The organism is Pseudovibrio denitrificans JCM 12308, assembly GCF_001310815.1.
Classification (GTDB): Bacteria; Pseudomonadota; Alphaproteobacteria; order Rhizobiales; family Stappiaceae; genus Pseudovibrio; species Pseudovibrio denitrificans.
This window is the reverse complement of record NZ_BAZK01000002.1, coordinates 349,125-373,610: the sequence shown is the minus strand read 5'-3', so window position 1 is coordinate 373,610 and position 24,486 is coordinate 349,125. Positions and strand designations below refer to the sequence as shown.

General features: G+C 51.4%; 35 protein-coding genes and 2 pseudogenes. 13 read left to right on the top strand and 24 right to left on the bottom strand.

Annotated features, from left to right (window positions below; all coding sequences use genetic code 11):
* Positions 1-65 precede the first annotated feature (65 nt).
* From JCM12308_RS03425 to JCM12308_RS03355, 14 genes and pseudogenes are all read right to left on the bottom strand, one after another.
* On the bottom strand, positions 66-596 hold the full coding sequence (locus JCM12308_RS03425) for a hypothetical protein (RefSeq protein ID WP_054782864.1): 531 nt from the start codon (positions 594-596) through the stop codon (positions 66-68).
* A gap of 72 nt (positions 597-668) precedes the next feature.
* On the bottom strand, positions 669-944 hold the full coding sequence (locus tag JCM12308_RS03420) for a hypothetical protein (RefSeq protein WP_054782863.1): 276 nt from the start codon (positions 942-944) through the stop codon (positions 669-671).
* 67 nt (positions 945-1,011) lie between these two features.
* Positions 1,012-1,928, bottom strand: a pseudogene (locus tag JCM12308_RS03415) (phage capsid protein).
* Positions 1,929-2,092: 164 nt separating this feature from the next.
* Positions 2,093-2,878: a hypothetical protein gene (locus JCM12308_RS03410; RefSeq protein WP_054782861.1), complete on the bottom strand. Its 786-nt coding sequence runs from the start codon at positions 2,876-2,878 to the stop codon at positions 2,093-2,095.
* On the bottom strand, positions 2,802-3,263 hold the full coding sequence (locus JCM12308_RS03405; protein WP_054782860.1) for a Bbp19 family protein: 462 nt from the start codon (positions 3,261-3,263) through the stop codon (positions 2,802-2,804). Before JCM12308_RS03405 ends, JCM12308_RS03410 begins: the two co-directional genes overlap by 77 nt.
* A 2-nt stretch (positions 3,264-3,265) precedes the next feature.
* Positions 3,266-4,758, bottom strand: a pseudogene (locus JCM12308_RS31295) (portal protein).
* Positions 4,759-4,855: 97 nt separating this feature from the next.
* Entirely contained in the window at positions 4,856-4,990 is a 135-nt protein-coding gene (locus tag JCM12308_RS32105) for a hypothetical protein (RefSeq protein ID WP_280138354.1), read from the bottom strand.
* A gap of 16 nt (positions 4,991-5,006) precedes the next feature.
* A complete protein-coding gene (locus JCM12308_RS03390) occupies positions 5,007-5,420 on the bottom strand; it encodes a hypothetical protein (protein WP_054782857.1) in 414 nt (137 codons plus the stop codon).
* Positions 5,421-5,746: 326 nt separating this feature from the next.
* Positions 5,747-7,306, bottom strand: coding sequence for a terminase large subunit domain-containing protein (locus JCM12308_RS03385; protein WP_054782856.1), 1,560 nt, complete (start codon positions 7,304-7,306; stop codon positions 5,747-5,749).
* A 417-nt stretch (positions 7,307-7,723) separates the two neighbouring features.
* On the bottom strand, positions 7,724-8,311 hold the full coding sequence (locus JCM12308_RS03375; protein WP_054782854.1) for a hypothetical protein: 588 nt from the start codon (positions 8,309-8,311) through the stop codon (positions 7,724-7,726).
* Positions 8,312-8,803: 492 nt separating this feature from the next.
* Complete coding sequence (locus JCM12308_RS03370; protein ID WP_164845253.1) at positions 8,804-9,544, bottom strand: hypothetical protein; 741 nt, start codon at positions 9,542-9,544, stop codon at positions 8,804-8,806.
* Positions 9,541-10,617, bottom strand: coding sequence for a hypothetical protein (locus tag JCM12308_RS03365; RefSeq protein WP_054782852.1), 1,077 nt, complete (start codon positions 10,615-10,617; stop codon positions 9,541-9,543). Before JCM12308_RS03365 ends, JCM12308_RS03370 begins: the two co-directional genes overlap by 4 nt.
* A gap of 8 nt (positions 10,618-10,625) precedes the next feature.
* Positions 10,626-11,354 (bottom strand): hypothetical protein, encoded by a 729-nt coding sequence (locus JCM12308_RS03360; protein WP_054782851.1) that lies wholly within the window; start codon positions 11,352-11,354, stop codon positions 10,626-10,628.
* A 254-nt stretch (positions 11,355-11,608) separates the two neighbouring features.
* The gene (locus tag JCM12308_RS03355; RefSeq protein ID WP_054782850.1) at positions 11,609-12,685 is read right to left on the bottom strand and encodes a DUF7146 domain-containing protein; all 1,077 of its coding nucleotides are present in this window, start codon (positions 12,683-12,685) and stop codon (positions 11,609-11,611) included.
* Between the two features lie 94 nt (positions 12,686-12,779).
* On the opposite strand from JCM12308_RS03355, the gene JCM12308_RS03350 reads away from it, so the two are divergent.
* Positions 12,780-13,382 carry a hypothetical protein gene (locus tag JCM12308_RS03350; RefSeq protein WP_054782849.1) on the top strand — a complete coding sequence of 201 codons (603 nt, stop codon included), beginning with the start codon at positions 12,780-12,782 and terminating at the stop codon, positions 13,380-13,382.
* On the opposite strand, the gene JCM12308_RS31290 is transcribed toward JCM12308_RS03350, so the two are convergent.
* The 5 genes from JCM12308_RS31290 to JCM12308_RS03325 form a co-directional block, all read right to left on the bottom strand.
* Positions 13,355-13,753, bottom strand: a complete 399-nt coding sequence (locus JCM12308_RS31290; RefSeq protein WP_244271822.1) for a hypothetical protein — start codon at positions 13,751-13,753, stop codon at positions 13,355-13,357. The two genes, JCM12308_RS03350 and JCM12308_RS31290, sit on opposite strands and share 28 nt — an antisense overlap.
* A 41-nt stretch (positions 13,754-13,794) precedes the next feature.
* On the bottom strand, positions 13,795-14,208 hold the full coding sequence (locus JCM12308_RS27660) for a hypothetical protein (protein WP_143111095.1): 414 nt from the start codon (positions 14,206-14,208) through the stop codon (positions 13,795-13,797).
* Positions 14,209-14,400: 192 nt separating this feature from the next.
* The gene (locus JCM12308_RS03335) at positions 14,401-14,775 is read right to left on the bottom strand and encodes a hypothetical protein (RefSeq protein WP_054782846.1); all 375 of its coding nucleotides are present in this window, start codon (positions 14,773-14,775) and stop codon (positions 14,401-14,403) included.
* Complete coding sequence (locus JCM12308_RS03330) at positions 14,765-15,079, bottom strand: hypothetical protein (RefSeq protein ID WP_128647319.1); 315 nt, start codon at positions 15,077-15,079, stop codon at positions 14,765-14,767. Before JCM12308_RS03330 ends, JCM12308_RS03335 begins: the two co-directional genes overlap by 11 nt.
* Before the next feature lie 95 nt (positions 15,080-15,174).
* On the bottom strand, positions 15,175-15,447 hold the full coding sequence (locus tag JCM12308_RS03325; protein ID WP_083416717.1) for a helix-turn-helix domain-containing protein: 273 nt from the start codon (positions 15,445-15,447) through the stop codon (positions 15,175-15,177).
* A 91-nt stretch (positions 15,448-15,538) separates the two neighbouring features.
* On the opposite strand from JCM12308_RS03325, the gene JCM12308_RS03320 reads away from it, so the two are divergent.
* The 12 genes from JCM12308_RS03320 to JCM12308_RS03265 all read left to right on the top strand — a co-directional run bounded on the left by JCM12308_RS03320 (position 15,539) and on the right by JCM12308_RS03265 (position 20,967).
* Entirely contained in the window at positions 15,539-15,871 is a 333-nt protein-coding gene (locus JCM12308_RS03320) for a helix-turn-helix domain-containing protein (RefSeq protein WP_054782843.1), read from the top strand.
* Positions 15,868-16,143 carry a hypothetical protein gene (locus JCM12308_RS03315; protein WP_054782842.1) on the top strand — a complete coding sequence of 92 codons (276 nt, stop codon included), beginning with the start codon at positions 15,868-15,870 and terminating at the stop codon, positions 16,141-16,143. The genes JCM12308_RS03320 and JCM12308_RS03315 overlap by 4 nt, the downstream gene beginning before the upstream one ends.
* 84 nt (positions 16,144-16,227) lie before the next feature.
* Positions 16,228-16,539, top strand: coding sequence for a hypothetical protein (locus JCM12308_RS03310; RefSeq protein WP_054782841.1), 312 nt, complete (start codon positions 16,228-16,230; stop codon positions 16,537-16,539).
* The gene (locus JCM12308_RS03305) at positions 16,536-16,766 is read left to right on the top strand and encodes a hypothetical protein (RefSeq protein ID WP_054782840.1); all 231 of its coding nucleotides are present in this window, start codon (positions 16,536-16,538) and stop codon (positions 16,764-16,766) included. Before JCM12308_RS03310 ends, JCM12308_RS03305 begins: the two co-directional genes overlap by 4 nt.
* Positions 16,763-16,960, top strand: coding sequence for a hypothetical protein (locus JCM12308_RS03300; protein WP_054782839.1), 198 nt, complete (start codon positions 16,763-16,765; stop codon positions 16,958-16,960). Before JCM12308_RS03305 ends, JCM12308_RS03300 begins: the two co-directional genes overlap by 4 nt.
* Positions 16,957-17,232, top strand: coding sequence for a hypothetical protein (locus tag JCM12308_RS03295; RefSeq protein WP_054782838.1), 276 nt, complete (start codon positions 16,957-16,959; stop codon positions 17,230-17,232). The genes JCM12308_RS03300 and JCM12308_RS03295 overlap by 4 nt, the downstream gene beginning before the upstream one ends.
* Positions 17,229-17,462: a hypothetical protein gene (locus tag JCM12308_RS03290; RefSeq protein WP_054782837.1), complete on the top strand. Its 234-nt coding sequence runs from the start codon at positions 17,229-17,231 to the stop codon at positions 17,460-17,462. The genes JCM12308_RS03295 and JCM12308_RS03290 overlap by 4 nt, the downstream gene beginning before the upstream one ends.
* A gap of 44 nt (positions 17,463-17,506) precedes the next feature.
* On the top strand, positions 17,507-17,704 hold the full coding sequence (locus tag JCM12308_RS03285; RefSeq protein WP_164845252.1) for a hypothetical protein: 198 nt from the start codon (positions 17,507-17,509) through the stop codon (positions 17,702-17,704).
* 114 nt (positions 17,705-17,818) lie between these two features.
* The gene (locus JCM12308_RS03280) at positions 17,819-18,115 is read left to right on the top strand and encodes a hypothetical protein (RefSeq protein WP_054782835.1); all 297 of its coding nucleotides are present in this window, start codon (positions 17,819-17,821) and stop codon (positions 18,113-18,115) included.
* 25 nt (positions 18,116-18,140) lie between these two features.
* On the top strand, positions 18,141-19,325 hold the full coding sequence (locus tag JCM12308_RS03275) for a tyrosine-type recombinase/integrase (protein ID WP_054782834.1): 1,185 nt from the start codon (positions 18,141-18,143) through the stop codon (positions 19,323-19,325).
* Between the two features lie 266 nt (positions 19,326-19,591).
* Entirely contained in the window at positions 19,592-19,780 is a 189-nt protein-coding gene (locus JCM12308_RS03270) for a hypothetical protein (RefSeq protein WP_054782833.1), read from the top strand.
* 512 nt (positions 19,781-20,292) lie between these two features.
* Entirely contained in the window at positions 20,293-20,967 is a 675-nt protein-coding gene (locus JCM12308_RS03265; RefSeq protein ID WP_054782832.1) for an HNH endonuclease, read from the top strand.
* A 119-nt stretch (positions 20,968-21,086) separates the two neighbouring features.
* Here JCM12308_RS03265 and JCM12308_RS03260 read toward each other — a convergent pair whose 3' ends face one another.
* The 5 genes from JCM12308_RS03260 to JCM12308_RS28885 all read right to left on the bottom strand — a co-directional run bounded on the left by JCM12308_RS03260 (position 21,087) and on the right by JCM12308_RS28885 (position 24,441).
* Positions 21,087-21,416: a hypothetical protein gene (locus JCM12308_RS03260; protein WP_208978220.1), complete on the bottom strand. Its 330-nt coding sequence runs from the start codon at positions 21,414-21,416 to the stop codon at positions 21,087-21,089.
* 490 nt (positions 21,417-21,906) lie between these two features.
* A complete protein-coding gene (locus tag JCM12308_RS28190; RefSeq protein ID WP_164845251.1) occupies positions 21,907-22,296 on the bottom strand; it encodes a hypothetical protein in 390 nt (129 codons plus the stop codon).
* Positions 22,297-22,380: 84 nt separating this feature from the next.
* A complete protein-coding gene (locus JCM12308_RS28895) occupies positions 22,381-23,370 on the bottom strand; it encodes an AICE element replication initiation protein (protein ID WP_054782830.1) in 990 nt (329 codons plus the stop codon).
* The gene (locus JCM12308_RS28890; RefSeq protein ID WP_208978219.1) at positions 23,367-23,543 is read right to left on the bottom strand and encodes a hypothetical protein; all 177 of its coding nucleotides are present in this window, start codon (positions 23,541-23,543) and stop codon (positions 23,367-23,369) included. The genes JCM12308_RS28895 and JCM12308_RS28890 overlap by 4 nt, the downstream gene beginning before the upstream one ends.
* On the bottom strand, positions 23,521-24,441 hold the full coding sequence (locus JCM12308_RS28885; protein WP_208978218.1) for a DUF6371 domain-containing protein: 921 nt from the start codon (positions 24,439-24,441) through the stop codon (positions 23,521-23,523). The genes JCM12308_RS28890 and JCM12308_RS28885 overlap by 23 nt, the downstream gene beginning before the upstream one ends.
* Between the last annotated feature and the right edge of the window lie 45 nt (positions 24,442-24,486).

The window sequence follows — 24,486 nt, the reverse complement described above, 5'->3', positions numbered from 1 at the left end:
ATTGCCCTTAAGCTTCAGCTTTTTGCTTGGAGTTCCCTGAGCCTCTGCCTGGATCGCCGCACCGATCAAACCACCGCGCATGTTTTCCTGAGGCGTGCCGTAAACATCCCGGCGCAAGGCTTCACGCTTTTTCTCTCTGGAGCGATCGCCATAACCAGCTCAGCAGAAAGCGCCAGCGTTGCAGCTTCCATAAAGGCTGAAGACCACATGTCCGGACGAGCAGAATAAGGAATGAGCGCATAAAGCTCAGGCACATCAGCGTGAACCTTATCCTCCTCAGGCGTAAAATCTGTGAAGGTGCTTTCAGGATCTCGCGGCGATGTGGTGAGTTTTTTTGGTGGCCCAAGGCGATCCGGAGGAAGTTGGAAAACATTGCTGTAGCCGGCAAAGGCTTGAACACCATGCAAAATGGAAAGCTGCCTGGTTGTCAGCGCAAAACTCCAGGGATAGTGGCCGAGCAAGAAACTGATCACACCCTGATAAACCAGGTTTGCACTTTGGCCACCAGGAAGATCATCAGTGAGGCTCTGCAGCGGCTCTAAACCGACACGCGCACAAGCGCGGTTGATAATAGCTTCAGGGGAATAATAGCTCATGAGGACACCGGAAGAGAAACAAAGAGCGGCCCGGAGCCGCCAGCACTCCGAGCCGTGAACAGCGAGACAGGCTTAAGCCGTTGTCTGCGCTGCAATCTGCACAACACCGCCAGTAACCGAAGTCACCACGTAGCATTTGAGACTAGCAGTCGCGTCTACATCCAATGACGCGTCAATCTGATCACCTACGCTTAGGCGGTCTGCAACAGAATTGAAGTAACCATTGGCCTCAACTGCAGCTGCATCATCAACAGTTACATACCCGTACTTGTTTCGCACGGAGCCTTTGCCAAAGCCGACAGAACCAATCTCATTGATCTTGTTAAGGCCGTTCGATTTAAAGGACATTTCATCACCCTGATGTGGTCGGAAAGATTAATCCGGCGCCGAAGCGCCAGATCAGACTTGCAATGCGTTATGGAGAAACTGTCAGATCACTGAGCGCCTTAAAGCGCCCACGAACGAGACCTTCTTGAAGAATGCCTGCCGCAGCACCTTCACTTTCAAGACGCATGGAGTGAGCGCCCTTCTTGTTCTCCCAATCCCACCAGCTTTTGAGGGTTTCATTGTTTGCCCAGCCAACGGCAGCCTTGTGCCACATGATGATATCTAGGGAAGTGCCGCCGCCTGGCTGGCGGAAGTAACTGGCAGGAGCACGGAACCAATTCACATCGTTCCAGAACTTGCCCTTTTTCTTACCTTTGGCAGTGAATGAAAGATCTGCGCCCACCCATTCAGCAGAGTTAAACTGCTTGTAGGTCATCAGAATATTCCAGAACAACGGAGGCACTGCGCAGTAAATCTCACCATCTGCAGGCACATCAGCCTCCATAAGACCAGTGGTCATTTTCATAGCAGCGCCGAGATCGAAGTTCACATTCGCGCCACCAACCATTCCAGGTCGCCCCTCAGCGTCCAGGTGTGGTGTAAGCGCAGAACCTGTGGCTGCAGCAGAGGATGCTGTGGCATGGAACATATCAACGATCTCGCCATCAGTCGCACGGCCCAGAGCTTTCGCTCCGATCATTGCGATGTTCTCACGCTCGTTCACGTTCGTGCGTGAAAGATCCTGATGGTAGATGTAGTCAAATGCTTCCCAGGTTTCCAAGCTCGCTTCAGGGCGGCTTCTGTCCGGTTCATAGGGGTTGCATCATGTCCCCGGCGCTTCTTATTCGCCTCCCCTTTTCCAAACACAGGGAAGTAAGCTTTTGTACCTTCGATCCGCTCGGCAGCGGACACGCAATCACGGAGAAGGAAACCTTCAGCCTGGTACTTGTGATGTGCTCGGGAGTTAAACTGCTCAATAAAATGAGCGTCTGCAGATTGCGACATTGTCGGCGGTCCTTTCTAATCTCCAATGAGAAAACAAACAAACGCCATCTCATCTGAAGGGCCGCCAGGGAGCACAGGTCTTTTGAAAAGAGGGCCGCACTCCAAATGGCAGGTTCTGATTTCTGGCTGAGCTTACGCTAAACCCAGCCAGCAACCGTCAACCGTTAAGGATAGTGCCGCTTGTATCCTTCGTCGTACTCGGCTCTCAGCTTTGGATCATACTTTGGCGAGCTCGGATCAATCCGATCATCACTGTCCAGCTTCTTCAGATCTTCTTTGGTAAGTGATCCATTAGAACGCCCGCCATCATTTTCGGAAATAGTAATGCCGCGACTACTCAGCAGATTGGAAATGCCATTCAAGAAGGCATTGCCGCCAGCAAGATCGGTCAGGCTTTCAACAAACTCGGCTGCAGGTTCTGGGAGCTTCATCTGCGCAGCAAGGTTTTTAGCAAAGGCCTCATTGTCAACGACAACCTGGCTCACCGCCTTGCTATCGGTAATCCCTAGGAATTCACCGGTTTTCTTAAGCTCCACTTCTGGATCATAAGGCGGTTCGATCTGACCTGACTTAACCAGCTCAGTGAAGGTTTTGTCGATCAGAGAGCCGAACTGTTCATTCGACATTCCAGCATCATGGGCTGCAACGGTAGCCGCCTGATAAACCGGATCTTCTGCGGTGTTCTTAAAATAGGGAGCCAGGGTTTCATTAGGCTCAAACGAATAGCCCGATGGATCTTCCGGAGCTTGCGGCTTTTCTTCAGACCGTAACCCCTTATAGGCACCATAAATCTTGTCGATTGTGCCCTGGTTGTTCTCGCCTAGAAAGTGCTCCGGAAACCCCTCAGGAACATAGCGCTCCGTATTGTTGCCATCACCAGAACCACCATCTCCGTTTCCTTGGTTTTCTGAGTTGTTCTGATCCTGCTCGAACTCTTGATCTCCAGCCATCGTCATTCTCCTTTTCTGGCGCGACCCCGCCACCAACTTCGGCAAGGTCTTTTAAAATCATTGCAACCACGCTGTTTTGCCCTTCGCGATAACAGCCGTAGGCGTGGGATTGCCAAGGATCGATCCCCAGCTGAGTGTGAAATTTGATCCGGCGAACTGTGCCATTCAGCAGCTCATCAAGAACAAGCTGCCCCTCCTCGCTAGAAAACACCGTGGCAAGCGCGGCCAGGTACTGAGTACGGCGGCGCTGGTTCTCTCTGTTTTCCTGACTGGCTTTTTCTTTCGCTTTGGGATCTGCAGAAAACTTGTTCATCAAGCCATCGACAGAACCCCAATCATCACCTTGCAGATTGCCCATGAGCTCTGCGATCGATTGTCCATTCATGATCAACCTGCCTCTGCTTCTGTTGGAACTGCAGCTGCAGCACCAGGCACGAGCCCGGATTGAGCAGCCATCTGCGCGGCGAGCATTGCTCGATCGTCCTCTTCCATCTTCTTCCGTTCGTCCGCATTCACTTTGAGGCTCTCTGGAACTCCCATCTCGCTGCCGATATGCAAAAGAGCTTCAACCATCTTGACCACCTTGCGGGCGTCTTGCGCCAGCAAGGCCTGGCACATTTCAATCCATTGGATGATTTTCTGCATTTTCTCAGCAGCTCTGGCGGTTGCCATTGGAGAGGAAACTTGAATTTTCACGAGGATCTGATCGATATCTGGCGCATCCGTGATCATGCCCTTGTCATAGGCGATCTCAATCAGTCGCTCGGCAAGCGGAACAATGATCTCTTTAACCAGGCGGCCAAATGCACCAACGTGATCCTCTGCAAGCCGCTTCATGCGCTCAAGGATCTCTGTCGCGGAACGCACCGCGCCACTGTCCGGAGGCAAGGCTTGATCCATCATGGTTGTTTTCACACCCATACGCAGATCATTCAAAACGATATTGTTGAGATCCAGGCGAGGCTCAGGGAACTTTTGAACAGAAGGCCCCAGCACGCCACCATTTCGCGCGACCTTCCAAAACTCACCAGGCTCAACTGAGGCCATGTCAGGGTTAAACACCCCATCATCAACAGCCGTATAGATCCCCAAAAGAGAGATTGCAGCTGCTTGCAATGTCAGCCGTTGCGCTGTGTTGAGCGTCTTGATTGAGGGCATTGCCAGGTTAATCGGACCACGGCCATAAACTTCGCCAGGCACGCGGAAATAGCGAGGCGTGAGCAGGGGCATGTCCGGCTACTTTTCGTCTTAATGATCGTCTCATCATCTTCAGGCGACCAGGCGATAAAGTCCCATCGATCTGTTTTGGAGTTGTAGATACAGTCCTGGTTGAGAACCACTTCCTTTTCAGGATCTTTCTCCTCCAGATCGCGTAGGGTTTTACCAAACTTGCCATCTGGGAACATTTCGCGAATAGCCCGGACGGTCCACTTACGACCCCAAAAAATCCCGGTTATGTCACCATAAGCACCTGCCTCAAGCAAAACCTCATCAATAGGAACGCAAACAAACCGTGCAGGCTTTTTCCGGTTGCCTTCCAAGATCAGCATGGCCCCGGTGCCGGCACCAAGTTCCAGGCCCATCTCAACAAAGGCCATATCAAACTCACCGTTTGACATCATGCCAGTGCTTACTTTTGAGATCCCCTCAAGCGGCCCTGCCAGTTCATCCTTTTCCTTTTGCGGGAGAATATCGCCAGCCTTGATCTGAAAGGGTTCATCACCGATCAGATCTTTCCAGAGCTTACCTGCAAAGCGGAAGTTTGAGACGATCGCGGTTTGATCAAACGCCTTATCAACGCGGCTTGCACCCTTACTCGTTGAGCCAGTGTTAGCACTCCGGCGATAAGGAATTGCATAATCAAACGCGTCATCGCGCAAAGGCTTATGAGAGTCATACTCAGACTGAGCCTTTTTGCGTCGCGATTGAATGCTTTTTAGGTTTGGTTCAGCCAAGGCCAACCTCCATCACCTGAGATTAGCCGAGAGAAGACTGGCCAGAAGACGAACCAATAAAGGTGAGAAGTCTGCGCCCGCGCTTGCGAGTGCCCCCGCCACCTGGCGAGGCCTTGGACTGATCAACTTCTGCCTGCTGGCTTGCCAATGCAGCCAACTGCCGGCGCTGAGCTTCATCCGCTTGTCGTTGCGCCAGCCTCCGCGCCTTCTTGTCCCCGCCTCCGCCTACCAGACCGCCCATATTGCCAGATCTCCAAGTTCTCAGTGGTCCCAACAAGCTCAAATCCAGCCAGGCGAGCCACGCGCCCGCCGGCTTTGGATTGAACCAATGTGTAGATCTCACCGTACTCGGAAGCCTCAAGGGTCAACCGTATGGCGCGGACAATCTGGAGCATGCTGTTTTCAGCTTTGGGCGTCACCATCCACCAGGCCTCTAAGTCACCATTGGGCCACGGAAACAGGCCGGCAACAGAGACGAGCTCTCCAGTATCATCATGAAGCGCCCAGGATCGGCCCTGCTTCAGCTGCAGCTTGGCAACCTTCCAGGCTAGGTGGGGGCACTTGCCCATGCACTGAGCAACATCCATCAAGTTCGCGGGAGTAGATAAAGTAAAAGCCATGACACGAGAGTGCCATGGCTTAAACACTGTCAAACGAGCTCGGCTGTTAATCTGGATTATGACGCGCTAAAACTCTCGCTTTTTGCCTCATAATGATCTGAGATCTGGGCCGAACATTTATCGCCGCTTCATATGCCGCACGAGCCAGGATCGAGTTGTAATTCATGGACAAAATCTCATGACACTGACCTCCAACCCACTCCTCGACAACAAACGGCAGCTCATCAATTGATCGCATATTGCTTCGGTAGGACATGCCCACCCAATAGCATAAGAACAAAAAGAGAACAACACTATGTGTTGTGAGGATCAAAACTCCCCTTCTTAGGCGGCGGTCCACGCCGATCATTTTGCTGATCACCACGATCTCGACGAGATCCTGCAGCATCACTCACAACAGCTGGCCGGCCACGATACCCGAGTACAAGGTACTGCAGGGCGTCATGAGGGTGAGAGTATTCATTTTTTGATGGCTCAGGGTCATACGCTGGCCCCGCATCTTTTGGCCGTTTTTTGTACTTGTAGCCACTAGCAAAGCCACGATTGAGCTTCTTGCAATGTCTGGAAATCAAGAGCCTTGGCGCATGCCCATCAATCAGTTTTGTGAGTTCTGCGCGTACAGCAGCCAACCTTAAGCCCAGTTCGTTCGAACCATTTGCCGGAATTAGAACTGGCTCTGAAAGAGCCTTACTTACTGTTTCAATCCAAGAGAGCTCACCACCCTCTTTATCAGCACCATACTGAGCCGCTGGATCTGCCCAGATCCGAATACTTGGCACCTGGTAATATCTACGGGCAATCAGATCATTCAGAAGTTCCGAAAGCCGATCTGCGCCATACCCCTGCCCCGGAACCAATTCATCTGTAATGATCAGCTGGCCATTAGGTCGAGGTTGCCCCAAAATTGCTGAAGGGTTCAATCCAGCATCCAACCCGATCAGCAATGGTAATGACTGATCGGGTTTCAAGTCCCTAGCAGACGTATGAAAACTGCCATTGTAATCTGAATAAACAGGTTTTCCGTCACGACTAAAACCGAACTCATTTCGCACAAACCGACGGATATACCATTCTTCCTCGTTTTCTACGATCTTGAGATAATAATCCGGCTCCAAGTTTCTTAGGTTTTCAGCCTTGGGCGACAACCCAGAAGGCTGCTGATAGAGCACACGGTTAGGGCTAGGGTTTTCAACAAAGGTATCATATGTCCAGTTATCAACGTCCGGAGCATTGAAATCTCCAATCACTTGCCGAAAACGCTTCGCATTTGGATCTTTCAGATCTGATTTTTTAGGATATCGCCCCGTGCGCTGCTCCAGGTACTTCAGGCCATGCTCATCAATGGTATCCATCTCATTGAGCCAGGCTCCAGAGATCTCCATCCCTCGCAGCTTCTCAGCAACAGTCGAGTTTTGAAGACCCAAAAAAATCGTTTCCGCTTCAACCCTTGTTCCATCAGGCAACCGCCACTTCAAAATGTGAGTAACAGGCCGATCATTACCACCAGTCCAGGAGCTTCCTGGATAATCTTTTGGGAACCACTGCTGCCAACTGGCTAGAACCGTTTTTTCGGCATCACGAAAACTAGTTCGAACCACAACCCACTTATCTCGGATAACGCCATCCTTACACGGTGGCATGAGAGTTGCGGCCACAACGCGGGCCATTGCACAGGCAACAGTTTTACCACCGCCTACCGGCCCCATAATCGCCTTGGTCAAAATGCTATTTCGAATGAAGTTTCGGGCCACCGGCCCTGGAGGCACGTATCGATAAGGATCAAACTCCTCATCAAGCTCATACTCCGCAATCAACTCAGCAGTCGAAAAGCCTTCAGGAGAGTGAAACGACATTAAATCCCCCACGCCCCCTGAGCTGGATTAAAAGGCTCCACGCCCCCACACCCCGGCCCAAATGCAAAGGGTTCCACCCGCGCCCCACCAGCCGAGATCAAGGCTCCCGCCTCGTTTTCAAATCCGGATCGGTGTGAGAGCGAGCACCCCTGTATGGGGGCGCAAAGTCGATTTCCGGAAAGCCTCGCAGAATTCCGCCATTCCTGACGCCATTGGAACCCGCCAGCCACCATCGCGCCACGAAAATTTGAAATGAACCGAGGCACCTTCAAAATCACCGGGACGCCTCTTTTAACACCCTGCCCGATGGCATCACGAAAGCTGGCTACCTGATTTTTTATCAGGGCGATCAATGGCTGATTTCCTTTTAGTTTCATGCACATACGTACACCGTGCGACTTGCGCTCCGTACGACTTCTATTCATCATCACCGCTAACCCTTTGATTTCGTTGGGTCTGGTCATCTGAGCTCTGCTCTTGCGCTCCGATGCTCATTGGCTCCTCGTCGGCGTCCAGATACTTGCCCTCGTTCACCTGGTCTGTACCCAGATCGATCATGAGCACCGGCAATCGCTCGTCATCGTCGCTCTCTTCACGAACTGGCATCTTGCCATGGAGGTACGGAGCGACATGATCTGCGGTCTTCAGCTGCATGGCCACGATCTCTGGGATCGTTGGTATGCCGTCCAGCTTCCCCTTGAGTGCTTTGATGATGGCATCAGCAAGCGTTAGCCCGTCTACCTTTGCCTGCTCTTCAACAAACCACTTCCACAAATCTGCTGGATGGCTTGAGAGGAACTCTCCCTGAAACATCAACGGATCTTTGAAGCCTCTAGCACTCCACATCTTCTGCAGCTGCTCCGTCTTCTTGTTCTTCGCGCCTTTCGGGCGGCCTCTCCCCCGGCTTTCACGAGATCCGGAGCGACGAGCAGAAGGGAAGACGTCATCTGGGCCGCTCTCCTCCTCATGCGGGATCAATTCAAATTGCTCGTCGGTGTGGCTCATTTCCCCCGTATCCCTTCGATAAAACCGAATATTTTATTGGCCTCAGAAATGCCCGAGATTATCGGTGTCCCGAAAGTGTCTCTTTTGGTGTCTCCAAAATAAATAAACAAAATCATATAGTTAGATAATAGTTCCACTAGGGACACTAGGGACACCAATATATTTATATGTGTGGGCGCGTGTGTAAGAGCTCTAATCTGGTGTCCCTAGTGTCCCCGCTGTCTAACTCACTGACTTTACTTGCCATTATCGGAGACACTTGGTGTCCCTGAGGTGTCCCCGAGGTGTCCCCCGAACCCGTTCGGAGCGAGAAACCCCGCGACTGGAGCCACGGTAGATCTTTTTTCAATTGGTCAACTGTCCGCAGACGCGCAGTAGCCAAAAACTCAGAGCTCTCGGTTGGGCCGCGCGGCGGCGGGCCGTTTAGGCCTGTAGGGTCCGGGTGTGGGTAAACACACGCGGATCTATGCCTCCGCCTAGGGTCGGGGTGCATCAGCTCTCCTCAGTTAGTCTCTGGAACTCATCGAGCACGATCAGCGTGCAGCGCTTAGAAAATCCGCCAATCTTCACCTTGTTGAAATTCTTGTCATGGCAGACAATGGAGCCAGGGCCTTGTCTTAGGGCGCTCTGCCACACGCCTAGGCCACCCTGCCCTCCCCAGGCTGTGTCTTTAAACAGCTGAGACAAAGCTGGTCCTGAGTTTGGTATGGCCAGGCAGTAACCAGGAAGGATCTTATCTTTCTGAATGATCCCGAGATCCACCTGAGCCAACTGAGTACGAGCAATATCAAAGCCAAGGACACCACTCTGCAGATCTTCCAGAAGCCCGCCTATGTTGTGTCGCAGGCCGTTGCGCCATGCATCAACACGCGAAGACAACAGATGTTCCAGGCACGCTCGCCAGTTTTCTTTTGCGTTCTCATGTTCTGGCAGGAGGGTCGGGGCGAGCCTTTGCCCCCAATCACTCAGGTTCTCCATGGGATAGTCATTCTCTTCCAGCCAATCATCCCCGAGCATCAAGTGCGCACAGGTCAAGAATGTGCCGTAAGTGTCCTGGCCTCGGCTATCGTGGCCGCCTTCCCTCAATGCAGTTCGATACTCTTCATAGAGCTTAGAAAACTGCGGCCAACCATTCACCAGCCGCCGCAATAGCTTTGGCCCTATCTTCTCAGGGTCGAGGATCGTAGGAGCCTGGGAAACCTTCTGAGGATCTAGCTTGCCAATGGAGATCACCGCCAAGCGCGAGAGATCCTGAGGCGGGAGAGGTGGAGGTTGATAGCAGAGAACAGGAACGTAGATCGAGCCTGGAACGCAACGCCAGCGTGATCAGATCCACCACGCAGCATCAAACCACCGGAAGCAGCCAGACGAGCAAGCTTTACAACGCCCATGACTTTCCGGTTATCTGCTTCAGCTTCCAGCTCATCCACCGCGATCGGCAATGCGTCAGCACCGATCCGCTGATAAATACCTGCAGGTGTTGTGTCGGGCGTAGACACCAGCGCAGAGCCGAAAACAGTCTGCACAATGCCCTGCAGCGTTGATTTACCAACTGCCTTATCACCGATTAGGAACATGGAAGGACGCCAGGGCAGAGCTCCACCCAAGAAGCCGGCCCCAATCCAGCCCAAGAATAGGTAAGGATCGATGCTTGGCCTCTGCCAGTTCCAGGTCTGGAGGATCTGGTAAAGCATGGGTGCGGGATTATGTATCCCTTCCACGTCCCCATCATGAGGACGCGGAGACGCTGGCCGGCGTGGATAGAAATGGCCTTTGATCTCACCAGTCCGGCGTAACTTGCCATCCATCAACAGCACATCGCCCAGATGAAGGATCAAGCCGCCTTCCTTATCTGTCCAGGCTCCAAGGCCTCTCACCTTCTCAACGCTATTCCAAACGCCCTTTTTAGCACCAGCTGAATACAAGCATTCACGAACCTTCTCAGCTCGCCAGTTATCGACTGCAGCGTGTTTGTCAAACCGAGGCCAGGCCCAATAAAGATAGTTCTGGCGATCGCCAAACAATCGCTGAATAAAGCTTTGACCAAATTGGCTCGGCGTTGCTGCAGCCAGCTGCCCGATCGCATCGATCAGGAACAGCACATCCCCATCCATTCCGAGAACCTGCACAGGACAATCCGGAGGCAAACCATTTGCATCCGGCACCCATTCACCAGGCTTCACATCTCCCCGAGGCTCACCTGGCAGCGGATCAATCACCTCTTGAGGTTGATCCAGTTGTGTTGCAATTTTCCTTGCAGCAGATCCAACAAGTGCGCGGATCTGCTGCTCCCCTTGTACAGTCATGTTGCCCCTTAGCTCAGCGCCACTGGCCGCTCGCCAACACTCATCACCTCGTTAGCGTGGCTCGTTTCATCTTCGTTGGATGTTTCGATCTTCTCGGGCTCTGCAGGTAGCTCGCGCACCTTCTGAGCTGCAGTCAGTGCAACAACCAGCTCCGGATCTCGTGCGCCGATATCATCTTCCTGCTCAAAGATGCTCTCAGAGATGGGAAGCGCAATCGGATCACTAGGAATGGCTTTTGCAGCTTGAAGCTTCTTGATAGCCTTGAGCTCGGAGCCAATCTCAGAGATCGCACGAGCAAACCGGTTGTAAGCGAACTTCAACCAGGCTGGCTGTTCATTCCATTTGCCGCAATCCAGCTTGTGAATGCGCAGCTCTCCAGCTTTCCGGAACAGTGTTTCACCAGAGGCTGGAGATCCCCGATCGTCTCTTTCTAAAACGTAAGAGGTCAACGCGATCACAGCAGCTTCGCCGGTGTCGTCCTGGTCAAATGGAACAATCTCACCAGCGCTCGCCCAAAGGACTGGATCAAAACCGTCCAGGCCACTAGGGCCAAAAATCATCGCAATTTCACTTGCAACGGTCTGGCCAACACGAGCGCAAAAGCTGAGCACTTCAACAGTTTCAAGAGCGACACCAGCCGGAGCCAGCCCCTCCTCAGGTGGAGGAACCTGAGCCTCCGAGCTCGTAACCTCAAAGCCTTCACCCTTGAGCAAACCAAAGAGGCCTGCAGCAAGCATCGCTTGCCGCTTCTGATCGTTAGCCTCAACAAACTCCCGGCGATACTCCTCAGGCCAGATCTGGCCAGGATTGCAGCAAGAAAAATCAGGGCAGCACTCACCATCATTAGGATTGAGCCATATGATCCATCCGGAGCGTATGGATTATGTAAGGAGCTACCGCTCAACCAATGCTCAAGCTGAAACTGTTGAGCTTCTGCATAATCTTTGCAGTCTTCAATGTATTTAGGTTTTTCCATCTCTCACCCCAAGCATCATTCAACTCCACGCAACTGATCATTAAAGTCCTTGCCCTTGGTGCTCGAAACTTCGATCACGGGCTTACCCGTTGCCGCCAGTCGCTCTACGGCACGGTTAAACTGCTCCTGAGCTTGAGGCTTGCCCCAGTCGTTGTCTTTCAGGAGGATGTATCCCGTGAGCCACGGGAAATCGGGTAAATGCAGAAGGTTGGGAAGCGAGCCGGCTGCAGCGTGGCGAATTTCGGGATTGGCAAGGGCAGAGGAGCCAGCGTCCTCAATGCCCTCACCAACCACCACAGGCCCACGGTATGTGTCAGGCCCGCCGCTCTTCGATTCCCCTTGTGAGATCCAAATCATTGAGCCAGCTGTTTCCGGCCACATCAGTTTCGGTTTTTCTACCGGAGCTTTGCCAGATCCATCAGCTGCCAAAAACGTAAAATGCAGCGCCTGGAGCGAACCATCAGGCGCACTCATGCGGCTCATCATGGCCGGATATTCTGGCCCGCGCTGCACCTTTATGCCGTTCTCATAAACGGCATCCATCCAGTATTCCTGAGCAGGCAGGAACCGACAGAAGTTTAAACGCCCCTGCAGGCGGCTGAGTGGAATGGCGCGGCTCTCCAGGTAACGTTCAATCAGCGTTCCCTCAACAGCTAGGCCACTATGCCACCAGCGCAAGGCGCGGCGTATCCGATCCTTGCGCCTCTTTTCTTCTTGCGCATTCTGCTGTTTGGCTTTCTTCTTCACCTGGCGGCGCAGTTTTTCCTTTTCTTCAGGGCTCATATGCCGCCAGCCAAGCCGATCCTCCGCCCAGGCTAAAGCCTCAGTTCTGGAAAGCCGCTTGCTTAAGCAAACCAGATCAATGAGATCACCTTTGACCGTTCCGTCAGCATAATCCTTGAAAGAACCACGCGCCGGACCAGTCAGCCAAACAACGAAAGAGCCCGCGTTTTTGTCCTGGCGCACAGGACTTTTCGCAGACCAGATTTTTCCGTTCCTCCGCCCTTCAGGCACAAGCTCCCGAACCAACTCTAAAAGAGCGAGCTCTGAAGGCATGAGCGCCTGCTTGATCTCTTTGATCCGGCTACTCATGCAGCAACCCCCAAAAGCAGCAACACGAAACAACTAAAACTTGAAATTGCAAAGACGTGCAGATAAACCCAGCAACAGTGCTAAGAGGTGCATTTTGAGTATTCTCACGCGAATTAATATTTTCGGCGCTCGTTTGCAGGAGCCGATAAAGTCCACAGACCGTCGCGGTTTGCGACGCCGCACAATCGGACTTGCTCTGCTTGTAGTTACAGCTGCTGTTGTTCCCGTTTACGACTGGATCTACGCAAACTTTGATTTTCCGTGGGACTACTGGGTAGTTGATAGTAAGGCAGAGAGCCTCAGAAATCTTACGTTGGTCGCATCTGCTTTTTTGGGACTTATCTTGCTTCTTTGGAGAAGCACATCTGCGCACATCCAATCGTCTGTATCGCAAAAAACACTTCACGCTGATCGATTCAAGAATGCAGCAAGCATGATCAGCGAGGAGGAAATACCTGCTCGAATAGGCGGCATTCGCACTATCTCTGAACTCGCAGAGGTAGATGAAGAGTACTACTACCTTCATTGCCAAAAGCTTTTGACAACGTTTATACGCGAACGCTCTCGAGACTACTGGCTTCTCCAAGATGGAGAAAAAACTCCACCTGTCGGAGAGATACATCCAGAGGGCAAAACAAGCTTCAAAGGGACTATAAAAATTGGCGCATACTATGGGCAAGAGCATCTCAGGTTCTGATCGAAGCTGCTGAAGTGTTCTTCCAGATAAGAACTCCTAAGAGGATGCGGTTTTATGAAGAAAATCGCTACGTTGATTTTGAGCATTGCAAGCTCAGCAACATAAGAGTTCGTTTCAACAAAGTTATAAATGTTATTTTTGATGGAGCCGATCTTAGTAGATCTATATTTTATTGCTGTACTTTCAAATCTACCTTCTTTGCAGCCACAAATATTAAACTTACTATTTTTCAAAACTGCATTTTTGATGGAATTGACTTCACAAATACAGATGTAAGCTTGGCTGTCTTTCAAGATTGCACATTTAAACGATGTACGAATCCCCCAAGTATCTTTAACGAGCAACTCATTGATGTAATCAACGGCGAGCATACCTCTGCCAGATTTCTGTGAGAGCTTAGTTTGATTAGTTCTCATACCGACACACCCTGACCGCGCACCAACCCCTCAAACTCATCAAGCATCCGATCGATAGCTGGATCATCCCGGCTGTCTTCAACGCTTCTGAGTGCTTTTGAGACGGCTTGCTTACTGATGTTTGCGGCGACTGCTGCTGCAGATCCAGGAACATCGAGCGTTGTAACCGTGAGATAAATGGCTTGGTGACGGACCGTGGCCGCAATGAGCCAAGCTTCATCACCCTTCAGGTTTGCATGCGGATCAGCCTGGACGACATCCAATGGCGACAGTCCTTTGGCTTGAGCCAGCAACCCGACAAACATCTGATAGACCGAACTGATAAGATCCCCAGTTCGTTCACTGAGCTCTTTCTGACGCTTTATCTGAACCAACGCAGCCTTGAGCTTCCTAAAAGTCGAAGCTCTCATGTTTCCCGATCGCCGCGCTCGATGCCATGTGGTGTGAGCTACACCGGCAGTGGCGCAAAGTTGCGCCACACTGATCCCGAGCCGTTGTGCGTCACGCTCGACCTTCTCCAGGCCCTGTGGATTTCTGGAGACGGTTGACAAACGCACGTGCGTTTCGTTTTGGCTGGAGCAGGAAAAACCCATGATGCATTCCTAAAGCAGTGTCGAAGAATGGGGAGCCGCCGCACCAGCGGGGAGACTTGGTGCGGCGGCAGGCGAGCCAGGGTTTAAGGGTTGTGGGAGGGCTCCCTGGCTGTTGCTGGACTGGTGAAACAGCGAATACAGCGCCATAAGCGTGACGCTTGTAATAAGCTGGCCTTTTTCGTGGTTGATCGCGGACGGATGACCGGCAAGCACATTTTCAGCAAAGAGAATGCCGCGCTCAAAAGAAAATGGCCCTGTAAGAACACGAGCCGCCCGATCGCGTTGAGGCTCAACCAGCACAAGCCGGTCATCATCCAGCCGGCCAACAATCCGAAAACCCGAGCCGCTTGCTTTCTCAATCTTGCAGATCTGATCAGCTTCCATCGAGCTCACCTCTCTGGAGTTTCTGCGCAGTGGCGATCACCTCTTCAAAGCGCACTGTAAGATCTCGGCGCTCGATGGCAGTTCGAACATCTTTCAGGAAGGGCAGCCCATCAGGATCAACAGCGTCCAGGAACGGCAGGCCATAAGCATTCACCAGCTTCATGAAGTGCGGAGCCTTAGGGGCTGCACGCTTATCCAGCCAGTTCTTGACCGTCTTCCAGGGGATACCGGTTTCCTTGCCAACAATCTTGGCAGTGCTATCGGGATACTTCTGACGGAGGAACATGGAGATACGCTCAGCCATCTCAGCATCCTCAGACCGAGCGCAACTTTGCGCCGTTTGCAGCGTGGAAAAACGACGCCGGCCAATGATATTGGGGAGAGTGGCTGAAGAAGAGCTCATGATAAAATTGCTCCTGAGGTTTCTGAACCAGAGCCCTGGCCTGCTGGCTTCAAAATGCGTTGAGGAGGAGAAACCGTTAGAAAGTCATCAGCTGAAACAGCAAAGCCAGTCGCCACCACGATCCGTTCAATCAGATCCAGCTTGACGTTTTGCTTTCGGTTGATGATGCGAGACAGGCTAGGCACACCAATGCCGATCGCCTCAGCAAAGTCGGCGCGCTTCTGTCCGGTACGGTCCAGATAAGATTGGAGTGGGTGCAAATCAGTCATGTCGCCCAACTTGCATCTCATGCAATTGCACGTCAAGCAATTTTTAATCTAGTTGCATCGAAACAAACTGAGCATTGGATAGAATATCCGCATGGTATCTATTTCAAAATCTGAGAAATCCCTGGGCCACACCTATATCCAAAAGTGGCGCAATCACGTTGGATTAACTCAAGCTCAAGCCGGAGAGCTGCTTGAGCTTTCAGCTCCTCTCATTTCTCGCGTTGAAGCCGGAAAAACACAATACACACAAAGCTTTATCGAGAAAGCAGCCAAAGCATATGGCTGCACACCAGGCCAGCTACTCGACACTGACCCAACAACATTACCAACACGCGCAAAGATTGATCAGCTTTTGGCAGACGCATCACCAGAGGATCTATCTAAGTGCTTGAAAATAATGGAAACAATCTTAGTCAAAGATTGAAATTCGCCCTGGCCTTTCTTGGCGATTACGCCGCGCTATACCGCGAAAAACTTGCAATACCACTAGGCTTAGCAGGCATAGCCCTAGGCCTTTTCTTTGCAATCCGCGCAGCTGAAACTCCCCTACATTTTATCTCCATCTGGTTCGCAACCCTAGCCGGAACACTAATTCTCCCAATTCTTCCAATAGTTTGCTTCCTATTCTTCATTGCAGCACCAATATGGCTAATCGTGCAAATTGTTGACTTGCAGGACAACAACAAGAAACACTAACTTGCATCACATGCAATTTTTCTCTTGACGTAAATTTGCATCTCATGCAACTTCATGCCGTTACCAATCTGAGGAAACGGCACTATGACCACACAAACACCCTCACAAATACCCACACCAACGCCACCGAAAACCTATACTCGGCGTGAACTCTGCGAGGTACTCGGCCTTAAAGAGAACAACTTCGATCGCGTCCGCAAAGACCTTGAGGGCTCTGGGTTCCCGACACGCCTGCCAGGCTTGGCCCGTTGGTCCCGCCCTGCAGTCCATGCCTGGATTGCATCAAACGGCGATGAGCATCTCATGCGCCAGATCTTAGTTGGCCCTGAACCAGAAACCCCAAGCATAGAGCCAAGCGCTTCCCTGCTGCAAAAGTACGCAGGAGCCGCAGCATGAGCTATTTTTCAGTTTCCATTGATCACGCCACGATCGCGAGCGATCTGGCTTCATCATCCGATGATTGCGCGAATTTCATCGCAGAGCTCGGCTACCAGCTAAGTGAGAAAGACCCTGAAATCCTAAAAGGATTTTGTGAAAGCCTTGTAGAAGATTTGGAGGAGTCCGAGGACGGCAAAACCCTCATGCGCGCCCTCGTGGAAGCATGGCAGGAGGCATCCTCATGAGTGCCACCTTCGACGCAGCAAAAGAACACCTCCAAATCCTGCAGGATCACTGGTTCAAACGTGGTTACAGGGTGAGCGGCGAGATTCAGTCTGAACGCATCAATGAGCATGACTACGTTTACAACGTCCGCACAGATCTCGTGAATGGCCAGCCGAAAAACTACCGGCCAACTCTGGAGGATCTGCAGCTATGACAGCACTTGCACAAGCTGATCTCTTCCTGCCTAGCCTGAAGGACCTGAGCAGAGCCCAAAAGCAGCATCTCATTGCCCTGCAGCGTAAGCCACTCTTGCGCGTCCGCAATGGCTGGTGGAGGCAAGGAGATCTCCGCCGCATCAACTTCAAGACAGCCGATCGGCTGATTGCTTTGGGCGTTGCCCGCCAACGCGAGGGGCAACTGGTAATCACCGCACTTGGCCGCAAGCTAGCCGCCGAAGCAATCCGCATCAGGAGCAAAGCATCATGAAAAACATTATCAAACCTGTTCTCATGATCGAGGCTGGCTATCTGCTTCAAAAGAAAGCACCTGGGCAACAACCTTCCTACCTCCACTTGAGCGCTGAAGGCTACACCGACCGCAGTAAATACGCATGGCGCGGAACAGCTGAACAAGCCAGCAACCTGCAGCAACAGTCAGAGATTGCACGTTCCTGCATCTTTGCAGAACGGCTTTTTGATCGAGGAATTGCAGCATGAACCTCTCAGAGCATTTGGTAAATCTACCTGAAGCCAATTTCCCTATGGACCAGGTTGCGGAAGATATCTCTAACAACGGCGAGCTACTCCCGGAACTATTAAACCAGTTAGGCGCCTTCTTCTCTGACATTGAGCCAGGCGAGTTGATCCCGGCCCTGGTGTCCACCTATGCCAACCTGAATGACTCCGGCCAAACCTTCCTCGACTGCATGAGCACAGCGTGGGAGGCACGAGCAACATGAGCACTCTAACCGCTACCGCAATAGCTGCAGCCCTGCTCGCTGCAGCCCTTTGCCTCGTCATCCTCAAAGTTGAAGCAAACCAACCAAAACCATTGGATTTTCACGATGATTAGCATGAGCCCCCAACAAGTCATCGCTCAACTGAAGGAGCTCTCAGAGCAGACCTCGGCAGGCCAATGGCTTCCACCAGAACCACACAGCAGCCAACCAGCTGTTACCGTTGGTGTGCTAGATCCAATCGAGGTGGCAAGGTTTTACGGCGAGTACCCCATGAACATCCCACCGGGAACCTTCCCGTTAGAAAACCAGCACATCAATGCAAAGTGGGTTGCACTCGCAAATCCAGAAAACATCATCAGAGTGATTGAGTTCCTGGAACTAAAAGCCTCCTACGAGCCACCCAAAAACTAAACCGACCACACGCCAGGAGCGCCTCATGGCAAAACTACAAATCAAAATCCCTCACATCGCTTGGCGTGATGGTCGCCCCCGCTTCAATCCAGGCCCAGGCTTGCGCCGGCTCGGCTACAAGGGCGAAGATCTGAAAGACAGCGCCGGCAACTGGCTCGGCCTGGAAGCTTCGATCCAATGGGCAAACAAACGCTCAGAAGAGATCGCAGCGCGGCGGGATGCAGTCAAGATGGGAGCTAAGATCCAGCAGCCAAAGCGCCGCGCTCCCATCTTTGCAGTATCCAGCCTGATTGCAAACTGGCAGCAAAGCCCAAAGTTTCAGAACCTCGCACCCAAAACACAAGAATGGTATCGCCAGATGGGCAATGCCTTGGCTAACTTTGATGAGGAATTTTGGGCCGCCCCTGCAGCTGGCATCTCAACACCAATCGCATACGGCCTTTATGAAGCGCTCGAAGTAGAAAAAGGCTTAACTACTGCACGCGGCATAATCGCCACCTGCAGGAGTGCGTGGAGTTACGGTAAACTCAAGGGCTTAGTTGGCGACAACCCATTCAGAGAGCTAAAAATGAACGTGCCTCGCCCTCGCGTGCGTGTGGGCACCATCCACGAAATGAAACAGCTCATCGCTGCAGCTGATGCTTTTGGTCGCCCAGAGATCGGAGATGCAATTATGATCGGCTTATGCACCGGCCAACGCCAGGGCGATCGGCTCTCCCTGGTCGAAGACAGCCGCAAAGACGGACGCATAAACCTTCGCCAAAACAAGACAGGCGCACTCGTATCAATGCCAGAGCTCAACGAAGTAACCAGACGACTGAACGCAGCAAAGGTCCGGAGAGCAAACTGGAAAGTAAAATACCCGCATCTCATCCAGGACGAAAAAGATCAGAAGCCTTTCAGCATCACATCAAAGCACTACAGCAGAAAGTTTCGGGAGATCCGGGAGTATGCAGTTTCAGGAGATCCAGCCAAAGGCCTGAAACCTACCCCTTCACTGGTAGACTTCACAGATCAGGATCTCAGAGATACCGCAGTAACCTGGCTTGCAAATGCAAGGTGCCATATCCCTGAGATCTGTTCGATCACCGGCCACTCACTGGAGAGCGCCCAGAAGATCCTCAAGCACTACCTGGCTACCACACCAGAGCAGGCAGATAACGCAATGGCAAAACTGAAAGAATGGATCGAAGCAAAGGGCGGCCTATAGTCGCCCTTAAATGCATGCAGGCCGAATATCACCAGTATTCACAAGCCCCTAGCTCCCAATACCAAGCAAAACAGACATTTCTAGTCAGAGTTGCACAAGAAAATTAAAACAATTTTCATGTAAAAAGAGCATCTTTTTAAGTTAGTCAACGCAGCAATTTGAAGCACAAAAACATAGTTGCAATTACCCCAAAGTCATTACTAAATATATCTGGCAAAATATAAAATTATTATATTCCATGCGCCCAATTTGCATGAGGAAATACTATGTCAGATCAAGAAACAATGAATGACCTCGACACAGAAGAAACTCTCTCACTTATTGATGGCTTCAGTAAACTAGCGGAGCTCGCGTTTCAGGCGGGGCTGAATGAAAAACAGCACTCATCTGCTATGGCCAGTTACCTGATTATTTTGACGCAGTTGTGCAATCATCTTACTCACAACTCAGGATAAAGCACTGACGCAAAACACGTTCTGAAAACGTAAGACAACCCCCTGATTATGTAAGTAAATCGCACGCCATTTTCTCCTAACTCATTGAAAGATATAGCATTGCGTATTTACTTGTAATCAGGGGGTCGCGGGTTCGATCCCTGCTGCCGGCACCATCGTTACTCTCTTGATTTTCAAGAGTTTTTCAAAGCCTCCTTCGGGAGGCTTTTTGCTTTTCTAGCTCTCTTTCCTCTCCGTGTAAGCAATATGTAAGCAAATGCGCGAAATCCTCAGCAGGATCTGCACCTTACAGATACCCCTCAGCACACTTTCAATTTAATTCTGGAAAAGCTGTGAATGCCGTCACTAGCCGTCAGACGCTAGGCATTCTGTCTGGTTTGGCGAAGTTACAGCTGACAGAAAGTCGTCAAGGCTTGTAACTGTCTATTACCTATCTCCATCAGCCTACCAAGCTTGACATCTATCATTTTCACGCACCACATTGCGAGCAGATTGCTTTTGCGAGAATTTACATGAGTAAAAAGAAATTTAGCCCAGCAGAGAGATACGCGGTCTGGACAGTGCATGGTGAGAAGTGTTGGCTATGCGGCGAACCACTACCTTATACAGACATGCACATAGATCATATAATTCCAGAAAAACTTGAAGGCACTGAAGCTCTCAAAGGCATATTAGAAGAGTTTGCACTTCCACTAGATTTTGAGCTGAATACTTGGGCAAATTGGATGCCTGCCCATGCAACTTGCAACACAAAAAAATTGGATCATGTTTTTAGACCTGCCCCAATCATTCTTAGACAGATCGAACATGCAATCGCTAAATCCAAAACGACTCAAGAGATACACGACAAGTACCTTTCGAGGCGCTCATTAAGCATTGCATTGGATCGCGTTATTGAGGGGATCGAGAATGGCAGACTGACACCCGAGCAAAGAGATCGGTTTATTGCGAAACTATCCGTCGAGCATGAGCGCAATCGCTCTCCTGAGATGCATCATCAACCGATTTTCTTGTCACCTAACTTAACAATTTTAAATGAAGATAAGTATCGTTACACCTTGAAAGGCCCTAGTGGCCTCATAGGCACTCGCCCCAAAGGTAGTCGCATTGATCCTTCATGGGATTGCCCTAACTGTGGCCCGACGATGGAATGGAACACGATGCATCCAATGTGGGCATCTTATTGACCCAGACTAGATGCCTCCAAAAGTATAACCTTAAACGTTAATCAAAAAGGCCCGAGAAGCACTCCGCTTCTCAGACCCAGATGTCATTCCATCAGAGGCTCTTGGCCCCTTCACTCCGCTTATTTGGAAGCAGGTGCTTCCGGCGCGCAGATCTCTACAAACTCAGAGATTGCGTTTGCGCTGGTTTCCACGTTTTCGACTTGATTGCGCACAGTATCAAACAGCGTTAGCAGCGCTTCATATTCCTGTGTGTGCTCCATGCGCTCGCTCATCACCACGCTCATGGAGTACATCAAATTTTTGAGGTGGTTGCTGGAGAGGCGAAGCTGATCCACTTCATTGCGAAGGGACGTATGGGCACATTTCTCTTTACCAGTATCAGTCATTTCAAAGCCCTCTTCGTTGGCTTGTTGAACAAACCACTCAGCAGAAAGCTTCTGACGGCCCACTGGTGAGCGGGAGGTTCAGAACCTGACGAAGACAGGCGGGTTTATTCCCCCCGCGAGAGGTATTGTATTCACCGCCCTCCCGCCCATAAGCGAGAGTTTGCGTTTGGAGATCTAACCCCAGACACAAAAAGACCGCGATTTTACGGCTGCGGTGACCGCTTCGACGAGGTTCTGACGCCTCAAGCTGACCATGCGATGAACAACACAAGGTGTCAATGCAGGGAAACTGAATTCCTCCACAAACCCATGGGATTAACTGGGCCAAACTAGACGATGTAAAGGGAGAACAACAACACGAACATAAACACCAAGCCCTCGCGAAAACCACGTAGGCGCTTGCGCCGTGGTCTCGAACTACCCGTAGGCAGGCAAACGCCTGAGAAGGACCCGTATAACCTATGAGCTCGGTAAATGGAGAAATGTGCGCCTGTTGCAAAGCATTTTCACGTTCATGCAATAACTTACTTGCTCAACCTATTTCTTGGATCGATCAGGTGAGACACAAAAGAAAATCAGCCCACCTATACAAGCTCCCACAAAATGTTGGTAAAGATCTCATCTCAATCTCAAAAGCAAAGTGTTCATTCATAAAAGAAGACACGAGTGGCGGTAAGAACAAGAAACCAAAGGCAGCGCAACCTGCTTTGAGCCGATCCGAATGCGATGGCGACAATCGCAAAACACGAGCGGCCAGAAAACCGCCCGTATGAGCTCCAACGGAAAGACCCGCATACAAACTTCCAAGCAAAGCCAGCAACCCTAAAACTCCTTTGATCTCCCCCTTGAGAATTCCGAATACCAAAAAAGTCCCCAATATCGATAGACCGATCCTGCGCGGCCACTTTGATCTTTCTAGCTTTCCGAAAAAGTCTTTGATCATATCGCGATTATACGATTGCAACCTCGCCGGTAACAATACATAGGATCTCAGCACTTCGATCAGAGGAACACTCGCGAAAAAACGTCATATCACATCCAGATAAATCAACCGCTTTGACCCAGTCGCCTTCTTAGTCACCTGTATCCGTTTCGATCTCAATAAAGGTGCAGCCCGGTCCACTGCATTGCCAAATGCATTCACCTTTTGCGGCCAGAAGCGCGATGATCTGATTTGATCACTCACGAGCTTAATGAGTTCACCATAAAGCTCAGTAGCTGTCCCCATCCAGTTTTCACCACCATGCTGCCCCATCACAAACTCGTGGATCGCGACGGCTACAGGATCACCTTCAAACACGGCTTCTATCGTTCCGCGCCGGTTGCTTTCATAGGCCTCCAGAAACTCCATATCTTCCCAGCCAAGCCCGGAAGATGCAGCCACCATGAGCCGTGCGAAGTCCGCCATGCGTGGATGACGCTCCAGATGCACCTGATCGATGTTGCGGATCGCAGCACTCAAGCCATCCAGCAAAGCTCCCAGCATTCCCGGTTTGAGACGCTCCCACTCGTGCCAGAACAAGTCCTCTGGTTGACGACCCTCCTCATCAATCCTCTTGAGGCGAACAGAAAGGGCGCGCTCAGCTAAGTCAGCTCGCTCAGTAAGCGTGGGAATACCATTCAAGAGAACAGGCCGTGAGCCATGAAACCAGTAAGCATCCCCATCCGTGTGCAGCTTGCGAGAGATAAACCCGCTTCCTGTCGCCATCCGGCAGATCGCATCAGAAAGCCAGTTTTCCATTTTGGAGACATTATCGAAGTTGAGCACATGACCGTTCTGCGCCATCACCATCAGGTCCCTCTCATCCTTAGGCAAGGACGATGCAGCCACCGCACAAGGATCACTCAGAGAACGCAGCAACCGAGCCATGGTGCTCTTACCACTGCCCTGCTCTCCCCCAAGTGCCAGAACCGGATAGCTGTTACTCCGCCCCCACAGCGAGGCAATCAACCAGGCAATGATAAGCTTGTAATCCTCATCCTCTGCATTGATGAGATGTCGCATCTCTTCAATCATCTGCCTTTGCACGGCTCTGGGAGAGCAGTCATGGTTGGTTTGCGAACAAACTTCACCGGCGGACTATCCACGACCTCCCAACCATCTCGCGTGATACAAACTGCCCGCCAGCTTTCGTCGCCTAAATCCAGCCAGCTCGCATCTTGCGTCTTACCCGTTCGTAAGAAGTTCATAACAAGCCCCCTGCTCTATGGCGCGAACTTCAAACACCCGCAGCGCATCACTGAGCACTTGAGAAGAAACAGCAGCACCGGTTTCCTCATAGTATCGCCCAACAAGCCAATGTTTGAAGCGCGTGCTGCTAACAGCCCAATGTTCTTGGTGGCCGTTGATGTTCAGCGTGGCAAAAGCTTCCTTCTGCGGTGAATGCCAAAGCTCAATCCCATCCGCGGCAGCAAGTAAGCTTGAACGAGGTGCAGGCCGCTTTGACTCTGCTTCCTCTTGAGCTTCACCATCTGAAGGTTTGGCCTCACTCACGGAGCAAACAAAGGCGTCGGCTTGCTCACAGGTCCAGCCATCATGCAAAGCATCAGCAGCATCCCAACCTTTGAAAACATCCTCCGGTACATCCAGCACCACAACAGATGCAACGCCCACCTCGTCAAGGCAGGCCTTCACCTCTCCCGCAAACTTCTCTCCCGCTTCATCAGCATCCGGCCAGATAACTACATCTCGCCCATGAAGGGCTGACCAATCCGCTTTCTTAGCTGCATTGGAACCGCCAGATGAACTGATACAAACATGTTGCAGTAGTAATTGCCGTGCAGCATCTGCAGCCTTCTCCCCTTCTACGATGACAACAGATGCATCTGGAGCATTAGCTAGAAGATCCAAACCATAAAGCGGCCTCGGCTGCGGCCAGCTCTCCCACCGCCACCGAAGCTTCTTCTCAACTCGAAACAGACACAAAGGACGAAAACTTTTGCCCTCACCTTCGATATCAAACCGGCAGATATAGCCAAGCACTGCACCGCTCAGGTCTCGGTAAGTCCATCGATATGATGGTACTCCAAGCTTAGGATGAAAGGCAGGTGGTTCCGGTGCCTCATCTGGCACCGGGTTTACAATCACCTTGCACGGTTGCGTTCGTTTAGATTTGGTTGCTTGATCCTTTTT

Coding starts and splice junctions, on each gene's coding strand:
- JCM12308_RS03375 (WP_054782854.1), bottom strand. CDS start 8,311: ATGAGCCACACCGACGAGCAATTTGAATTGATCCCGCATGAGGAGGAG.
- JCM12308_RS27660 (WP_143111095.1), bottom strand. CDS start 14,208: ATGAGAGCTTCGACTTTTAGGAAGCTCAAGGCTGCGTTGGTTCAGATA.
- JCM12308_RS31290 (WP_244271822.1), bottom strand. CDS start 13,753: ATGCTCGCCGTTGATTACATCAATGAGTTGCTCGTTAAAGATACTTGG.
- JCM12308_RS03290 (WP_054782837.1), top strand. CDS start 17,229: ATGAAAAACATTATCAAACCTGTTCTCATGATCGAGGCTGGCTATCTG.
- JCM12308_RS03310 (WP_054782841.1), top strand. CDS start 16,228: ATGACCACACAAACACCCTCACAAATACCCACACCAACGCCACCGAAA.
- JCM12308_RS03320 (WP_054782843.1), top strand. CDS start 15,539: ATGGTATCTATTTCAAAATCTGAGAAATCCCTGGGCCACACCTATATC.
- JCM12308_RS03280 (WP_054782835.1), top strand. CDS start 17,819: ATGAGCCCCCAACAAGTCATCGCTCAACTGAAGGAGCTCTCAGAGCAG.
- JCM12308_RS03360 (WP_054782851.1), bottom strand. CDS start 11,354: ATGCTTGCTGCAGGCCTCTTTGGTTTGCTCAAGGGTGAAGGCTTTGAG.
- JCM12308_RS03425 (WP_054782864.1), bottom strand. CDS start 596: ATGAGCTATTATTCCCCTGAAGCTATTATCAACCGCGCTTGTGCGCGT.
- JCM12308_RS03330 (WP_128647319.1), bottom strand. CDS start 15,079: ATGGCTGAGCGTATCTCCATGTTCCTCCGTCAGAAGTATCCCGATAGC.
- JCM12308_RS03300 (WP_054782839.1), top strand. CDS start 16,763: ATGAGTGCCACCTTCGACGCAGCAAAAGAACACCTCCAAATCCTGCAG.
- JCM12308_RS03335 (WP_054782846.1), bottom strand. CDS start 14,775: ATGGAAGCTGATCAGATCTGCAAGATTGAGAAAGCAAGCGGCTCGGGT.
- JCM12308_RS28190 (WP_164845251.1), bottom strand. CDS start 22,296: ATGATCAAAGACTTTTTCGGAAAGCTAGAAAGATCAAAGTGGCCGCGC.
- JCM12308_RS03355 (WP_054782850.1), bottom strand. CDS start 12,685: ATGAGTAGCCGGATCAAAGAGATCAAGCAGGCGCTCATGCCTTCAGAG.
- JCM12308_RS03405 (WP_054782860.1), bottom strand. CDS start 3,263: ATGAATGGACAATCGATCGCAGAGCTCATGGGCAATCTGCAAGGTGAT.
- JCM12308_RS03295 (WP_054782838.1), top strand. CDS start 16,957: ATGACAGCACTTGCACAAGCTGATCTCTTCCTGCCTAGCCTGAAGGAC.
- JCM12308_RS28890 (WP_208978219.1), bottom strand. CDS start 23,543: ATGAACTTCTTACGAACGGGTAAGACGCAAGATGCGAGCTGGCTGGAT.
- JCM12308_RS03265 (WP_054782832.1), top strand. CDS start 20,293: ATGAGTAAAAAGAAATTTAGCCCAGCAGAGAGATACGCGGTCTGGACA.
- JCM12308_RS03325 (WP_083416717.1), bottom strand. CDS start 15,447: ATGACTGATTTGCACCCACTCCAATCTTATCTGGACCGTACCGGACAG.
- JCM12308_RS03410 (WP_054782861.1), bottom strand. CDS start 2,878: ATGGCTGGAGATCAAGAGTTCGAGCAGGATCAGAACAACTCAGAAAAC.
- JCM12308_RS03285 (WP_164845252.1), top strand. CDS start 17,507: ATGGACCAGGTTGCGGAAGATATCTCTAACAACGGCGAGCTACTCCCG.
- JCM12308_RS03270 (WP_054782833.1), top strand. CDS start 19,592: ATGTCAGATCAAGAAACAATGAATGACCTCGACACAGAAGAAACTCTC.
- JCM12308_RS03385 (WP_054782856.1), bottom strand. CDS start 7,306: ATGTCGTTTCACTCTCCTGAAGGCTTTTCGACTGCTGAGTTGATTGCG.
- JCM12308_RS03420 (WP_054782863.1), bottom strand. CDS start 944: ATGTCCTTTAAATCGAACGGCCTTAACAAGATCAATGAGATTGGTTCT.
- JCM12308_RS28895 (WP_054782830.1), bottom strand. CDS start 23,370: ATGATTGAAGAGATGCGACATCTCATCAATGCAGAGGATGAGGATTAC.
- JCM12308_RS03365 (WP_054782852.1), bottom strand. CDS start 10,617: ATGACTGTACAAGGGGAGCAGCAGATCCGCGCACTTGTTGGATCTGCT.
- JCM12308_RS03390 (WP_054782857.1), bottom strand. CDS start 5,420: ATGGATGTTGCTCAGTGCATGGGCAAGTGCCCCCACCTAGCCTGGAAG.
- JCM12308_RS03305 (WP_054782840.1), top strand. CDS start 16,536: ATGAGCTATTTTTCAGTTTCCATTGATCACGCCACGATCGCGAGCGAT.
- JCM12308_RS03275 (WP_054782834.1), top strand. CDS start 18,141: ATGGCAAAACTACAAATCAAAATCCCTCACATCGCTTGGCGTGATGGT.